This is a genomic window from Microcoleus sp. Aus8_D2 (assembly GCF_036702665.1).
In the GTDB taxonomy this organism is placed as follows: Bacteria; Cyanobacteriota; Cyanobacteriia; order Cyanobacteriales; family Microcoleaceae; genus Microcoleus.
In genome coordinates this window covers 1-14808 of the sequence record NZ_JAUBUN010000031.1, presented here as the reverse complement: position 1 = coordinate 14808, position 14808 = coordinate 1, and the positions used below count along the sequence as shown (strand labels likewise).

At 48.4% G+C, this 14808-nt stretch carries 17 protein-coding genes; 5 read left to right on the top strand and 12 right to left on the bottom strand.

Translation table 11 applies throughout. The annotated features are described in order from the left end of the window. The coding region (locus QUB64_RS22175; protein ID WP_333394199.1) for a DUF4347 domain-containing protein at positions 1–923 on the bottom strand (923 nt) is incomplete at its 3' end. A gap of 326 nt (positions 924–1249) precedes the next feature. Further along, positions 1250–1375, bottom strand: coding sequence for a hypothetical protein (locus tag QUB64_RS22170; protein WP_333272848.1), 126 nt, complete (start codon positions 1373–1375; stop codon positions 1250–1252). A 52-nt stretch (positions 1376–1427) separates the two neighbouring features. On the opposite strand from QUB64_RS22170, the gene QUB64_RS22165 reads away from it, so the two are divergent. Together QUB64_RS22165 and QUB64_RS22160 are read left to right on the top strand one after the other, a co-directional pair. Beyond that, positions 1428–2066, top strand: coding sequence for an LON peptidase substrate-binding domain-containing protein (locus tag QUB64_RS22165; RefSeq protein WP_333272846.1), 639 nt, complete (start codon positions 1428–1430; stop codon positions 2064–2066). Positions 2067–2289: 223 nt separating this feature from the next. Beyond that, positions 2290–3228 carry a PspA/IM30 family protein gene (locus QUB64_RS22160; RefSeq protein ID WP_333272843.1) on the top strand — a complete coding sequence of 313 codons (939 nt, stop codon included), beginning with the start codon at positions 2290–2292 and terminating at the stop codon, positions 3226–3228. Positions 3229–3261: 33 nt separating this feature from the next. Here QUB64_RS22160 and QUB64_RS22155 read toward each other — a convergent pair whose 3' ends face one another. Further along, positions 3262–3906: a pentapeptide repeat-containing protein gene (locus QUB64_RS22155; protein ID WP_333272841.1), complete on the bottom strand. Its 645-nt coding sequence runs from the start codon at positions 3904–3906 to the stop codon at positions 3262–3264. 29 nt (positions 3907–3935) lie between these two features. After that, positions 3936–4883 carry a prephenate dehydratase gene (pheA, locus tag QUB64_RS22150; protein ID WP_333272838.1) on the bottom strand — a complete coding sequence of 316 codons (948 nt, stop codon included), beginning with the start codon at positions 4881–4883 and terminating at the stop codon, positions 3936–3938. Between the two features lie 212 nt (positions 4884–5095). Between pheA and QUB64_RS22145 the strand changes: the two genes are divergently transcribed. Then, positions 5096–5674 (top strand): DUF1997 domain-containing protein, encoded by a 579-nt coding sequence (locus tag QUB64_RS22145; protein WP_333272835.1) that lies wholly within the window; start codon positions 5096–5098, stop codon positions 5672–5674. 200 nt (positions 5675–5874) lie between these two features. Here the strand turns inward: QUB64_RS22145 and QUB64_RS22140 are convergent, their stop codons facing one another. The 6 genes from QUB64_RS22140 to pgl form a co-directional block, all read right to left on the bottom strand. After that, positions 5875–6330, bottom strand: coding sequence for an FHA domain-containing protein (locus QUB64_RS22140; RefSeq protein WP_333272832.1), 456 nt, complete (start codon positions 6328–6330; stop codon positions 5875–5877). Continuing rightward, positions 6327–6887, bottom strand: coding sequence for a hypothetical protein (locus QUB64_RS22135; protein WP_333272829.1), 561 nt, complete (start codon positions 6885–6887; stop codon positions 6327–6329). Before QUB64_RS22135 ends, QUB64_RS22140 begins: the two co-directional genes overlap by 4 nt. A gap of 168 nt (positions 6888–7055) precedes the next feature. After that, positions 7056–7793, bottom strand: coding sequence for a PRC-barrel domain-containing protein (locus tag QUB64_RS22130; protein WP_333272826.1), 738 nt, complete (start codon positions 7791–7793; stop codon positions 7056–7058). Positions 7794–7850: 57 nt separating this feature from the next. Next, positions 7851–8348 carry an FHA domain-containing protein gene (locus QUB64_RS22125; protein ID WP_442921691.1) on the bottom strand — a complete coding sequence of 166 codons (498 nt, stop codon included), beginning with the start codon at positions 8346–8348 and terminating at the stop codon, positions 7851–7853. Positions 8349–8430: 82 nt separating this feature from the next. After that, positions 8431–9222, bottom strand: coding sequence for an FHA domain-containing protein (locus QUB64_RS22120; RefSeq protein WP_333272819.1), 792 nt, complete (start codon positions 9220–9222; stop codon positions 8431–8433). A gap of 206 nt (positions 9223–9428) precedes the next feature. Then, positions 9429–10148 carry a 6-phosphogluconolactonase gene (gene pgl / locus QUB64_RS22115; protein ID WP_333272815.1) on the bottom strand — a complete coding sequence of 240 codons (720 nt, stop codon included), beginning with the start codon at positions 10146–10148 and terminating at the stop codon, positions 9429–9431. Positions 10149–10461: 313 nt separating this feature from the next. Here pgl and QUB64_RS22110 point away from each other — a divergent pair, with 313 nt between their 5' ends. Together QUB64_RS22110 and QUB64_RS22105 are read left to right on the top strand one after the other, a co-directional pair. Then, positions 10462–10587, top strand: coding sequence for a hypothetical protein (locus QUB64_RS22110; RefSeq protein ID WP_333272812.1), 126 nt, complete (start codon positions 10462–10464; stop codon positions 10585–10587). Between the two features lie 34 nt (positions 10588–10621). After that, the gene (locus QUB64_RS22105; protein ID WP_333272808.1) at positions 10622–11986 is read left to right on the top strand and encodes a hypothetical protein; all 1365 of its coding nucleotides are present in this window, start codon (positions 10622–10624) and stop codon (positions 11984–11986) included. Between the two features lie 589 nt (positions 11987–12575). Here QUB64_RS22105 and QUB64_RS22100 read toward each other — a convergent pair. Beyond that, a complete protein-coding gene (locus tag QUB64_RS22100) occupies positions 12576–13742 on the bottom strand; it encodes an LptF/LptG family permease (protein ID WP_333272806.1) in 1167 nt (388 codons plus the stop codon). Positions 13743–13965: 223 nt separating this feature from the next. Then, a complete protein-coding gene (gene lptB, locus QUB64_RS22095) occupies positions 13966–14694 on the bottom strand; it encodes an LPS export ABC transporter ATP-binding protein (protein WP_333272803.1) in 729 nt (242 codons plus the stop codon). Positions 14695–14808 lie beyond the last annotated feature (114 nt).

The following is a 14808-nucleotide window of genomic DNA, read 5'->3' as shown; positions in this document are numbered from 1 at the left end:
ACAGTTTTCAACAGGTCAGCTAGAGAAATATCTCCGGTATAGGCGACTTTTAACTCTTGACCTTTTTGATACTCGAAGGTAACGTCTTTTCCGCTGATTGCTCCAGAGAACTTATAAGTGGGGTTGTCGGTGTTTAAAGCGCCTATGATTAAGCGGGGATTGTTGATTAAGCCAGTTAATATCGGACTTGCTGTAGTGGTAGGAAGTCCCACAGATTTCAATATATCTGCTAGAGAGCCAGAACCGTTATAAGTGGCTGTAATTGAATCTGCTTGAATCTCAAAAGTTAATGGTTTTAAAGTATCGAGGATATCTTGGAGGGCTTTTTTTGCGGTTGCAGATATGCTAATTTGGGCATCTGCCAAACTTTTTTCTAATTCTGACAAAGAAGAAGATATCAATAATACAAAAGCATAATTTGCCATCGTTTCTGGAGTAAACGCAGAGGCAAACTTGCCTTCTCCTAGAGCGACTTCTAACTCCCAGTCACCGCCCAATGCAGCATTCCCAGTTAAGTTAGCTGAGGCCGCAATATTTGCGCCAATCAAAGTCCGTAATTTGGCGATAAATTCTGTACCGGCATCTCCTGCGGCGACTTGACAGCCATAAAGAAACAAGCTCGGTGATGCACTTTCACCTGCGACAAACCACTGTTGCAGTTGTTGGGCATACTTGCTCAGAGTATCTAGGCTGAGTTGGGCATTTCCCAAATACACGCAACCGGGCGCACCGTGGGAAACAATATGCACTCCCGAAATATCGCGGCGATTTCCAAGTTCTTCAGTAATTTGGCTAATGCCATCTTTTGTAGCGTCAAGAATAATTACTTCTGTTCCTGCTGATACTCCTGCTGCCAATCTTTGACAGTCAACAATTTGAGCATCGATGAAAACGATCGCCTTTTGGATGTTGAAATTAATCATGTTAGTCAGGGGCCCGTATTTTTTCTGGTGATTTGTAAATGGTTCTGGGTAGAAAACACCACGCCGAGTTTTGGGGTAAACTGCTCTTGAGTCAGTCCCGTTGGTTGTCTTACTTATTGAATAAATCTGCCTATATAAGTATTTACTGCGATCGGTGGCAGACATCCGGAAAGTCCACTTAAATAAATCTTCCTAATGGCAGTTGCCATTGCACCGCAGCTCGTGTAAGCCTCCATCCAAATCCCGATCGACAATATGCTGGGATTTTAGGTAAACGCTATATCATCGCTTTTGACATCGTTGGTTAAGCAAAAACATAATTTCGATCATTTTGACGGCAGGACGGCTTTTTTAAGCTCGTAGCGGGTGCTGGCAGCATTGACGATCGCCAGCCGTGGCTCCCATCCCCGTCCGAAGCCCGATCGCCCCTCACCCCGCCCGGAATGACTCAAATCAGTTAAAGTAAGAATAAAGAAGCGCAAGTACCGTCACCTTTGAGCGACAATGGCATCCTCCTCTGTAGCAGTTCGCGAACTCCCCTTATTTCCGTTGCCGGAAGTGGTTCTATTTCCTGGTAGACCCCTGCCGCTGCAAATTTTCGAGTTTCGCTATCGAATTATGATGAATACGATTCTGGAGGGCGATCGCCGTTTCGGTGTGCTCATGTGGGACCCGAACCAAAACAAAGTCTCTGCCGTTGGCTGTTGCGCCGAAGTCATTCACTGTCAGCGCCTCCCGGACGATCGCATGAAAATCATGACTCTCGGACAGCAGCGGTTCCGAGTCCTCGACGCCGTTCGGGAAAAACCCTATTTAGTCGGTTTAGTAGAATGGATTGAAGACGAACCGCCAGAAAAAGACCTCCGATCTTTGGGCAAAGAAGTCGAACAACTGCTGAGAGATGTAGTTCGCCTGTCTAGCAAATTGATGGATCAGCCGATCGACCTACCGGAAGACATTCCCAGTTTGCCCACAGAACTGTCCTACTGGGTAGCCAGCTATCTTTACGGTGCAGCGACAGAACAGCAAACTCTTTTAGAATTGCAAGATACTGCTGCGAGATTGGAACGCGAAACCGAGATTTTGACTTCTACTCGCAATCACTTGGCAGCAAGGACTGTACTGAAAGATACGTTCAACTAGCCAATTGGCGCAGGCAAAAAGTACGATCGGTTTTGCCTGCACTGAAGCAAGAATTAGATACAAATCATACCATTTTTGATTGGCGATTTTCGATTTAAGAATTGGGAATGAATGATGAACTAAGGGTTTGGATTGCGGGCCTACAGTTCAATTCTTTTGGGGAACTGGTATCAGTTTAATCCGCAACTTCAAACAGGTTCGGATAGGTTCTTTATAGCATTAAATGCTTGTGTTAGAAAATCTCGACCAACCGAAACCATACGATGCAGTTAGAGGCGGTCAACTGCCACCTCCTGTAGGCGGTGTCGTACTCGGCGGACTAGCTGGAGTGAAACACCGACTGTCTAGTTCTGTCAGCGAACATCGGATTGCGGCGCTAAAGGAAGCCTTCAATTACGGCGATGCAGGCTTAAAAATAGTCATCAAAATTTGTCAAAGCGAAACAGGGCCAGTGCAGCGGGCGGCCTGCGATTTGGTGCGAGACAGGCTGAGTGCGATCGCCCGCGAAAAATTACAGGCCTTTGTACCTGCAAGTTTAGATTCAGAAACAGGGGCAGACAAAAGTCAAAAAATATTAAAGAACTCACCCAGTGCAGTCTCAGATAAAAATAGCGATCGACAGTTATCAGAAGCACAGTTAATATTTGAGACAACCATGCAGCAGATGCAACCAAATTTGTTACTTTTGGAAGCATTAGTAGCCTCTGTAGAACGCGAAGTATTTACCTGCGAATTTATGAATCTGTGGGATTTGTTAATCTTAGAAATTCAGGAACCTCTCAAGCAAATGCGCCAAGCTGTTAGCAGCGCGATTTCCGCCCAACTGCGCATTCAGTGGCAATACAATCAAGCTGAATCTCAAGCCAATCAGTGGCAGCAGCGAGCTTTGCTAGCTCTTCAGAAAGGCGATGAAAACCTGGTTCGCCAGGCCTGGGTGCGCAAGCAGATCGAGTTGGATAAAGTAGCAGAAGTAAAAATTGATTTAGACGAGCAAACTGTGCGAGTAGAAACTCTCAACCGCAACTTGCTAGCTTTGGAAAGTAAGATTACTGAAGCTAATTCTAAGAAAGAGATACTCAAGATGCAGGTTCATTTTTCTAAGGTACAGGAGCAAATTAACTGCACTTTTAGCCAAATGAATACTATATTTTTTAGTCCTTAGCTGTCGGATTCTGCGCGGATATATTGGCTAATTTCAGACTTGTCTGATGCAAAACTGAATAGCCCCGCTTAAAATTGTGGATTCATCTAACTTAGCGCCTTCGCGGTTAGCGCCGCACAAAAATGCCCCGCTCAAATTAGCACCGCGCAAATCAGCTTCTCTCAAATCCGCATCCTGAAGGTTACTTTCACACAAAAATGCTCCTCTCAAGTTGGCTCTTCTGAGACTTGCTCCCCGCAGTTTTACCTCACTGAGATTTGCTCCTTCGAGATTGGCTTCATCCAAGCAAGCATCTATGAGGTTGGCTTCCATCAAGTTGGCTTTATACAAGTTTGCCCCGGTTAATTTGACACCAATCATTTTCGTGTCTCCCAAGTTGGCATTTGCCAGGTTTGCATTAATCAGGTCAGCCCCTGTCAATCTGGCACGAGTTAGCTTTGATCCCCTGAGATCTGCCCCATTCAGATCCGCCATCAGCAGACAAGCATTTTCGAGGTTTGCACCAATTAAGTTAGCCCCACTTAGGTATGCTTCAGCTAGAATTATGTCTTTTAAGTTGGCAAAGGCGAGGCAAATATGAATAAGGAAAGCTTTTGACAGGGAAGCGCCTATCAAATTGGCTTCATGAAAATCTCTTTCTCCGGCTGCGTATCGCTTGAGAAGTTCATCAGCATTCATCTCGCTAGCCCCCTAAGTATTAATTACAATTATACTACTGACAGTACACTGTAACAACCAAAGATTTTTAAAGTTTCCGTATGGTTTTTTAGCTCTTCTAGTGCCGATCGCACTAATGTAGAACAAGCATCCGCTTCAACGTCCATAAAGAAAATATATTCTCCGAGCGATCGCTTAGTCGGCCTAGATTCAATGCGACTTAAATTAATACCGCGACTGGCAAATACTTGCAAAGGTTTTACCAATGTTCCCGGCCTATTCGCAGGTACGCTAAAAGCTAGTGACGTGTGAGTGCAATTCGCGGGCGTTGCCTCCAGATGCGAGTTAGCAGGTGGTTTGGCGGCGGATGTAATTGATGAGTCGTGGGATGCTGGGGCGTTTTCTAGTTTTCCTTCCTCCCTCCCGAGTACCCAAAATCGAGTGTAATTGTCGGGATAATCATTAATCGGGCTCGCGAGCACCGGCAATTTGTAGAGTTCGGCGGCTCTTGGCGAAGAGATTGCCGCTATACTGCTATCTTCCAGGTATTGCAACGCTTCCGTGGTTGAATTCGCCGGGATCAACTGAGCGCCCGGGATAAACTGGGCCAACCACAACTGACACTGAGCTAGGGCTTGCGGGTGAGAGTAAACTTTTTGAATCTCGTTAAAATTTTGAGCATTTGACAGCAGGGCGTGGGAAATCGGCAAAACCAAGGCGTGTTTAATTCGCAGTGCATCCAGCCGCCACAGCGTATCTAGCGTTACTGTCACGCTACCTTCTATGGAATTTTCCACCGGCACAATTGAACAGTCAACCAGCCCGGAGGCAGATGCCTCTAGTGCCTGAGAAATGGTGGAATAAGGATACAGGGTGCATTCGGTGTTAGTTTCCAGGCTCAACCATTTGACATAAGCCTGAGCCGCTGTTTCTGCATTAGTACCTACAGGGCCGAGATGTGCGATCCTCTTCGAGGGCTTCGCTAACGAAATTTTCATAATAATCCGCAATTTTGCGTTACAAATGTTTGCTTTACTCTCATCAGCTAGCAAGTATGATGAAAAAATTAGCCTGAGTCCCGAAAGCTTTTATCCGTTATTTCTCGGATGACATGGCGGGAGTGCGCGAGTTAGTGCGCGAGTGATGTCACCTTAAAAAAGTTATAGTTTATTAAGATATGCTTACGAATCCTATATTTTGATATCTTCTCATGTATATCCGCTTTAATGCTTCCCAATCCGTTGAGATCGCCGTACCAGATGAACGGGTTCCCATTCAACATTATCTGCGCCAGCCGAGGCGACTGGTGAACGCTCTGGTCGATCGCACTCGCACAGAGCAACTTAGCGATGACTGTTTCCGCCTGAAAATGCGGCCGTTACAATTTATGATGCTGAGCATTCAACCGACAGTAGACATGAGGGTATGGGCGCAGTCTGACGGCACAATCAATTTGGAGTCCGTCGCCTGCGAAATTCGTGGCGTGGATTATATAAACGATCGCTTTGCTCTCAATCTCAAAGGAAAGCTTTGCGTGCACCAAAGCAGCGGCGTAGCCTACTTGAAGGGAAAAGCGGATTTGGAAGTGCAAGTAGAGTTACCGCCGCCGTTTTGGCTGACGCCCAAACCGATTTTAGAAGCAACGGGCAACGGTTTGCTCAAGAGCGTACTACTGAGCGTCAAACAGCGGTTGATGTACCAGTTGCTTTTAGATTACAGTCGGTGGGCAAGCAACGAAACTGAGGTAATATCGAGCGAAATTCCCCAAATATTATCTGTAGAAGGTTGATCTCGTACTAAAGAAGCTGTTAATTATAGAAGCAGGCGGGAGGCACAAGTCCGAGGGAAAGCGCAATAAAAGCTGATATTTCAGCAATTAAGAACGTCATCACCGTTGGGTGCGATTGCTATATTAGTTAGACTAGACGATCGAATGCCGTGCTGAAACTTTGTTGGAGTTTGCTCGCAGGCATAATAGATAGCGACGGGTTAGTCAAAATCGATGTAAGTCAGCGCTCCCTCTTCATCGTCTTCGATGATTCCCCCAGCCTGAGACCAAGCAGTTGACTTGTCTTTGGAAACTTGGTCCTTTTGGCCGGCGAGTTCGCGCTGCGGCGGCCTGGTTATTTTGCCCGATTCCAAAGTCGCGCCCACACGAATCCGGATTTTTGGCCCGGAATTGCCCAAGCGAATGGTCATCCCGTCCGCTACGGACACCTGAGCGATCGGTCTATCATCTACATAAGTGCCGTTAGCACCAAAATTAATAATTTCCCAGCCATAAGGGTGATTCCACAGCTCTACGTGGTGGCGGGAAACTACAGCGCTGTAAATAATTACATCATTGTCGTTCGATCGACCGATCCGAACCACCGCTTCGGATTCAAAACACCAACTTTGAACCGGGACAGACTGAATAGGATGTAGCAGAGTTAAGGTAATCACTGATGTTTTGACACTCCCCCGCATGACAGAAACGGGGATGCTGGAGCGTTTTTTTGCGATAAAACCGCAAAAAATTTGATGCTTAAAGGCTTTGTCAGTGCGCCACTACTCCCTCGTCGCTCTGCCGTAAAACTTGAACTTTTGGCTGCTTGAGGCATCTGAACAAACTTTTGATTGCGAGCTTTCCTCCCTGGCGCCAATTTTTTATTTTCTCGGTAACAACCAAACACGATGGTATTAATCTGGTGAACTTCGCAGCGATAAACAGCGGTGCGAAGCGCTTGATTAATTGGGTCTGGGATGGAGCTACCGGGCCGATCGCCCACCGGCTCCGATCGAGCGGTGGAGTAACGATTTTCCCGCCCCTCGACCTGAGAATTTAACTCAGACCAGTCCTGGTTGCACCGCTGATTCGAGTTTTCGATCGGGCGACAGTCAACGATCGAGGAATCGCTGTTTGTGCAGACATTCGTTAACCACTGATTAATGCCGGAGTTTCTCGATAAAATATTTGTTGGTTGTATCAAACAGCATAGGTCTTTTTGAGTTGCTAACATTTTCCTTATTCATTCAATACCTTTAAAATACAATGCTTTGAGCAGCAGTGGAATTCCTCGCACAGAAAGCCTCAATCTGCTACACCGAAAAGACCGATCGAGCTTCCGGGCGCGCGCCGCCCCAAAAATGCGATCGGCAAGTAGTCGCTCGATCGAGCTTGCCGCACTTCAGAACAAATCCGAGTCTGGCGGCTCGGCCGGATCTGCGGGTGCAGATTCATGCTTTTGACGCTGCTTCAACTCTGCAACTTTTTCTTGAGCTACATCCCTAACTTCTAGAGCTTTATCTTGAAGTTTTTGGGCCAGACTTTGAGTGTTCCGCTTCACGCCTGCCACATTTTTGAGAGTTCTGTCGAAATCTTCCTGTAAAAACTCTGCTACCAGACCGACTTTTTTGTGCAGTCCCTCCGCGTACTGCACCGGTTCCGATACAGCAGCCTCAGAGACGATCGCCCGCTTGCTGCCGATGGTCGAAATAGCTGCCACCGGCAACAAGTAAATCCCGTCTAAAACGCCGCGCCAGCCGCTCGAAGAAAACAGGTAATCGGTAACAGAACCAGTCCGGACATCAAATAAGTAGTCAACCACCGTACCGGCCTTATTTCCTGCGTCCGTGAGTACCTCAAGGCCGATCGGACAAACAGCTTGTTCCGGCTGATGCAATTCCGGCAGTTCCGGGTTAATGGTCACAAAAACATTTTCGCCCACCGTATCAACTTGCGCCCAAGCGAACCAGGTTTTTTTGCTGCCCAAAAGTCCCGACTTGCAAGTAAAGCCGATCGTCCGCTGTACGTGAGGATCGAGCCAAAGCCGATCTACCCGGCCGACCTCTTCCGCCGTGCGGCGGTCAATCGTGCGGCGGTTGAGCAGTTCGCTGCGCCTAACAATCTGTTGTGATGTACTCATAAATCAACTCCTGAGTGCCGCCTGCAAGAAAAATGTCGATCGTCCAAAGATGCCGATTTAATATTCTTCTTCTTGTTCCGAATAATTGCGAGTATTTTCTGCCTCCGTTAACTCCTCCTCTTCCCTGGAAGTGCCAACTTCTTTTTGGTCGGGAATAGGAATCGTGCTCAGGGGCGCGCCCTCGGAGGGAGCGTGAATTGCCTTAGCATCCCTGGGCTTGGCGCTAAGAATTCCTAACTGGACTGAGGACTGATTCGGGCTGACATTGATTTGAATTTTCGGGCCCGAGCGAGCCAAGTGAACGATCAGACCGTCCACAATGGGAACCTTAGCGATCGGCTTACCATCGAGGTAAGTGCCGTTGGTACCTAAATTGATCAGTTCCCAACTTATGCCGCTGCGTCGCAATTCGATGTGGCGACGAGAAACCACAGCGCTAAAAAGAACGACGTGGTTTTCGGTCGAGCGCCCGATCCGGACGACCTGTTCGTCTTCAAAGATCCAACTGCGGACGGGAATAGACTGGAGTGGATGTAGCAAGGTCAGCTTAATCACATTGGCAGCATTGAGTTTTGGTAGAGCGCCTCAAGATGCGATTTTAGATTTTAGACTTTCGATCGCCCAATCCAAACTCGATCTAAGACATTTGAAATAGAAACGTAACCAGGTCTCCTTTCCCCAGAGAGATGCGGTCTCCCGGTCGCAACCGGTGTCGGTTTCCCTTGGGCAGCGGAGTATTGTTGACGTAAGTGCCGTTTGAACTGCCTACATCTTCTAGGTAGCAAGCATCTCCCTCCACCCGGAGATTTGCGTGTACCCGAGAAACTATCTCAGAATTAGCAAATCCCGAAACATCAATATCAGGTGGCACTAAGTCATTTGGCTTGCCGATGTGAATCACAGACAGATTGTGAGGCAATTCCATCTGCGTATTTGTCTGAACGTGTATCAGGCGCGCCGACTGCTGTTGCAGTTGAGTTTTAGCCACACCCGCTGGCTGTGGGTCGGGAACCGGGGGAGAGGTCTGGGGTGATGTTGCCACCGATTCAGTTGTAACAGCAACCGATGGCGACGGCGGGGGTTCTGGAATCGTAGGAATGATGGCGGGAGTTTTTTCCAAATTCGGCCCCTGATTTGGGGTAACGAGAGGTTCCATTGCCATCAGGGGTTCTATTGGCGCTAAATCCGGCACCAGTGGCGATACCACTGTGGGGCCCACAGCCGAGGCGGACGGTACTGTCACCTCAACGTCTGGAACTATGGAGCCCGGACGCAAGTTAAAGCCACACTGACCGCAAAATGCTGCATCTGTCTGAACCGCTGCACCGCAGTTTGAGCAACTGGCGGTAACGGGTAAAGGCGTGTAGCACGCCTCGCACTGGCTGGCCCCTTCGGGGTTCTGGTGATTGCAATTGGGACAGACAATCATCGATTTCTCCTTGCTTTCGGCCAGATTTTCAAATCAGCCTCATAAAAATAGTCGTGTATATGGTCAAATTTTAACTTTAACAGCCACAATTCTTATACTGCTTAGCTAATACTAGCAAGTCCGCTCGCGCCGTGACGTTGGCGGTGATGGGCGATCGTCCGTTAGTGATACTGACGGCTGTGTTGGCACGGCGCCTGCGGTCTCGGCTATTTTACTGCAACGCCTGCGGCGGCATCGAGCAGCCACCAAAGTTCGCCCTCTGGTTGAACGAGTCGGGCTGGATAGGTAATTTCGTCGGCTGCGGGGGCAAAAATTTGAGCGAGGGCGGGTTGTTTGCTGGCTCCTGCGACCATGAAGATGACGCACCGGGCGCGGTTGATTAAGGGGACTGTAAAGGTGATGCGGGGTTGACCGTCTTTGTTGCCGACAGTTACTAGGGCGTCGCGGACTTGCAAGGCTGCTGTGCCGGGAAATAGAGAGGCTGTGTGGGCGTCGTCTCCTATGCCCAATAGGATGATGTCGAAAGCGGGAAATTCCCCGTCGGATATTTTGAAGAACTGCTGCAATTCGGTTTGGTGCGCCGAGGCATCGGCTGCGGGGTCAGCCGCGCCTGTGGGCATGGGGTGGATGTTGCTGGCGGGGATGTTTACTCGATCGAGCCACGCGAGGCGCGCCATTTTTTGATTGCTGTCCGGGTGATCTGGGGCAACGTAGCGTTCGTCGCCCCAGAAAACGTGAATTTTGTCCCAGGGCAGGTCTTGGGTGGCGATCGCTCTGTAGAGCGGTTCTGGTGTGCTTCCGCCCGCCAAGGCGATCGTACAAATTCCGCGTTCGGCGATCGCTGCTGGGATTTTCGACAGCACAACCTGGAGCGAGCGCTCTATGAGTTCTTCCCGATTTGCTAATACTTCTACTACTTTTTGCATCAAATTTCTCTCAACTTTCCTCTTCGTGTTGTTCTCAGCAATTGCCAATTTTGTTTTGATATTTTGCTTTGAGGTCGATCGGCTAACCCCCCCGGCAGGCTCAACACCACGTCAAGTCGGATTTTATCATTCTTAGCCCGCTTTATTTGAGTTGGCAAGACTGATTTCTCTCAGTGCTGGATAGAGTTTCACCTGTTGCATGCATCCGCTGCAACCGCGCCCGACGGTTAGGACGTTCTCGCATTGCACTTTCCAGGAGTTATTATATTGCAACTTCCTGCTCTGGCGACGATAACTAAAACCTTCTCTGGCGATGATAACTAAAACCTGCCTTCTGCCTTTTGCTAGATATTTCGCGAGTTTCAATCACAAGTGCGATCGCACTTACCACGAAACAGCAAAAATCCTCAAGATTGATGTGGTAGACTATGAAAAATAGTTTGAAGTCCGCACGCTCGGATAGATCCAAAACTATGTCAAATTTTAAGCGATTCCCTACATCTGTCCGCTATCTGATAGCGCGGTTCCGCCACTGGACGCAACCGGCGGTTTGGGCACCGCTAGCGGTGCTGTGTGCGGGGGGGTTCTTTATCTGGGAGGTCTCCGTACATCCAGAAAGGTTGAGCATAGATGGCGAAGAAGCAGCAGACTCAAACAATCCAGATTCGATCCCCGGGCTGTCTGCTGAAGATAGTGCCATTGCTGCTGAAATCGACAGCTTGCCGGTGCTAGTCAATCAGTTCAATAGCTCCAATTCTGAACAGAACTTGTTAAATTCATCAGCAGTCAAAAGCAAAGGTTTATTCGACGAAATTCGCAGTCGCGGCTTAGCAATTCCCAGGCAATCTTCAGCCCCTAAGCAGGTGGCAAGCAGCAGATTTTTGCCCTTGCCAAATTTAGCATATCCTGCGGTTTCGACAGTCAATAATAATCCACAAAATTCTAGATTGCCAAGTTCAAACGCGACATCTGATTTGAGTTTATCTGGCACTGCGGTGCCCGTGTACGGGATAAAAACGATCGTCGCTCCTGAGTCTGCGGGTACACCGGCAGGAAGTTTACCGGAGGCCTCTCTTAGCGGTAATTCAGGGAAACAAAACGACAATCCTCTGCCTTTGAGTCCGCTGCAAGCAGCTATGAAAAAATACGTCGCTGCTAACACTTCGGCAACGGCGGGGGATCTCAAAAGTGCAAACTCGGCTAAATTGCTCGATCGACCGGCTTCCCCTGCGGCGGGGGAAAATCCGACAAATTTGGTGCCAACGACGGCTACAGCTCAAGGGAGAGCAAATCCTGTGAATGTTCCCACGACACTCTCCCCACTTGCGGCTCCCACAAATACAATTATTAGCGACTCTCAACAATTCTTAAACCCAGCAGCTACAGTTCCTGAATCATTTGCCGGGTTAAATTCCCGAGCATCAGTCATCCCCACAATTAATCCACAGGCTCCAACTGTGGCTTTGCCCAAAAATCCCTACCAAACTAATTTATCCGGCTCCGGCTTGGCACCGTCCGTTCAACCTGCTGCGCCTCCTGTCGCCACACCGGAGCCAATACCGCTAATTCCCAATTTCGGGCAGTCCCCTGGCACGAGTGCGATCGGGGGAAGCAAGATAATTAGCCCTCAATTCTCTCCAAATTCAGCGAATTCTCAATTTGAACAACCTCAACCAAGTCGCCTTAACTTGCCCGGCGAGGCTAACTTTGGAGTTGTTCCCCAAAACACCAATCAGAACGCGCAGCCAATTCAACCGCAACCTTTTTCTACACCCCGCTCTTTGACTCCGGGACGGTATATTGGTGGCGGCGAAATCAATACTTTTGCTAATCCTTAAATGAAGGAAGTTCGGCAACGGATTATTTAACGGATTTGACGGATGACTTAGCTGTAGGGTGTGTCGCCCTTGAGCATCCCTGAATTTGACAGACAATTTCACAGCGACGCACCTGACAAACAGGGTTGAGTTGTAGGGTGTGTCGCCCTTGAGCATCCCTGAATTTGACAGACAATTTCACAGCGACGCACCTGACAAACAGGGTTGAGTTGTAGGGTGTGTCGCCCTTGAGCATCCCTGAATTTGACAGACAATTTCACAGCGACGCACCTGATAAACAGGGCCCGTGGAAACAAACCTATAGCGGTTCTCAAGCGTGGTGAGGATAGCCCTATGCCCATAGCCCTATGCCCATAGCCCTATGCCCTATGCCCGTCAAGTACCTCATCTTTCTGAGAAAGGCTATAACACTTTTTTGTAGTAAGACTTTTTAGAAATAGTATAAGGTGCGTCGCTATGAGATTGTCGATATTGAGTTAGAGATTTTTCTGAGGCGACGCACCCTACGACTGTGAATTTCCCCAATTACCAATTACCAATTCCCAATTACCAATTCCCAATTTCCAATTCCCAATTTGATTGGTAAAACTTACCGAGATGCGGCACGTCCTAACAACAACCCGCCGATTCCTAAGCCAAAGGCGATCGGCAACCAAGCGGACAGAATCGGAGTCAAAACAGCTTTCACGCCCATCGAACTGGTGATGAAAGAAAATACATAGTAGGTGAAAATGACCACCACGCTAATACCAAAACTCGTTCCTTTACCCGATCGGCGCGGTTGAGTTCCCAAAGCGGCTCCCACTAAACCAAATACCAAGCACACGAACGGAAAAGCATATTTTTCTTGAATTCGCACCCGCAGTTTGCGAATTTGCGGTGCGTCGCCGCTGTTTTTAATTATCTCTAAACGCTCTAAAGCTTGGGCAATATTCATTTCCTTGAAATCTCGCACTCTAGCAGCTAAATCTAAGGGCGTGCGGGGGAGTTGCAACTGTTGGTGTTGAAACCTAACTATATTGCGGTAAGAGCCGTCAGGAGCTACTAGATAAGCAGTACCGTTGAAGAAATCCCAGGTGTTTTCTGAGGGATTCCAAGTAGCAGATTCTGAAGAAACGATTTGATTGAGGCCTGGGGTGGAGCGATCGATAATTGTTAAGCCTTTCATTTGCTGACCGTCAAACTGTTCTGCATAAAAAAAGCGCGACAGGATTTCTTCACCGCCTTTTTCGGGTTTGCGAAATTCTGTGTAGATAATATTTCGATCTTGAAATGTCGGTTTTTCTCGCTTCAGGGCTCTGTCTAAAGTTAAAGTGGCTCTGTAGCTGGCGGCTGGTACTACTAATTCTTGCAAAGCAAAGGTGAAGCCGGCCACGATTAAACTCATAATGACTGCGGGCATTATCAATCGGTAAACGCTAACTCCGCAACTGCGAAGGGCGATGAGTTCGCTGTCGCTGGAGAGTCGGCTGTAGCTCATTAAGGTTGCTAGCAGCATTGACATGGGGAAAGCTAATACTACAAAGTACGGAATTTGCAGCAGAAAAATTTCCATGGCTGCGCCGTAGGGGAGGCCTGATTCTGCTACTCTGCGTACTAATTCAAATAAGGCTCCCACGGTGACGGCGACTGATGTAAATAGTCCGACGCCAAACAGAAATGGGCCGATTAGTTCTTTGGTAATGTACCAGTCCATTACTGATATTCTCGGCAGCCTGTTGAGGGGATTGAAAGATTTGGACATTGCTATTTTCATACTTTGGCGTTTTTGCCGTTGGCTCCTCAAGCTAAAATTTAAATTTTCAATTCTTAAATTCTGGGTTGTGTTTTTATAGTCGAGGGGGGCGGATGGTTAGAACAATTTTGAATATAGTCGTGGGGGGGGCGGGTTTATAGATATCTGGGCTGGGATATTTATATCTAGGCGAACCCGCCCCTACTGAATCTGTCTGGCGCCCTCTTGGGGTTGCTATAAAAGACTATCGCACGAAGTTGTCGCCTAAGTAATATTGCCGCACTAAAGGGTTGCTGTAGAGTTCTTCTTCAGCCCCGGAGGCTAAAATTTGGCCGTCTCGCATGATGTAGGCTCGATCGGTAATTTCGAGGGTTTCTCGGACGTTGTGATCGGTGATCAGGATGCCGATTTTACGATCGCGCAGTTTGGCAATTATCGTCTGAATTTCGTCAACGGCGATCGGATCGACACCTGCGAAGGGTTCGTCTAAAAATAGGAACATCGGCCCGTCTCGCCCAGCGGCTAAGGCTCTCGCCAGTTCAGTCCGCCGCCTTTCGCCCCCGGAGATTTGAATTCCCAAACTGGATGCTATTTTTTGTAAGCGAAATTCTTCCAACAGAAAATCGACTCGCTCCTTCCATTCCCAGCGCGGCACTTGAGTTTGTTCTAGGACTAACAAAATGTTGTCGCGCACGCTCATGTTGCGGAAAATGCTGGCTTCTTGAGCGAGATAGCCAATGCCTAAATGCGCTCGTTGGTGCATGGGTAATTTAGTGATGTCTAAATCGTTGAGCCAAACAGTCCCTTGATTGGGTTTTTCTAATCCGGTGGCGATGTAAAATGTTGTGGTTTTGCCGGCACCGTTGGGGCCGAGCAGTCCTACGATTTCTCCTTGGGCTACGGAAAGGTTGACGCGACTGACTACATTGCGTTTTCCGTAGGATTTGTGAATATTTTCGAGTACAATTTTCATGCTCGTCGAGGCCACTTTTAAGAAGAAGTCATTAGTCATTAGTCATTGGGCATGGGGCATGGGGCATGGGGCATGGGGCATGGGGCATGGGGCATGGGGCATGGGGCATGGGGC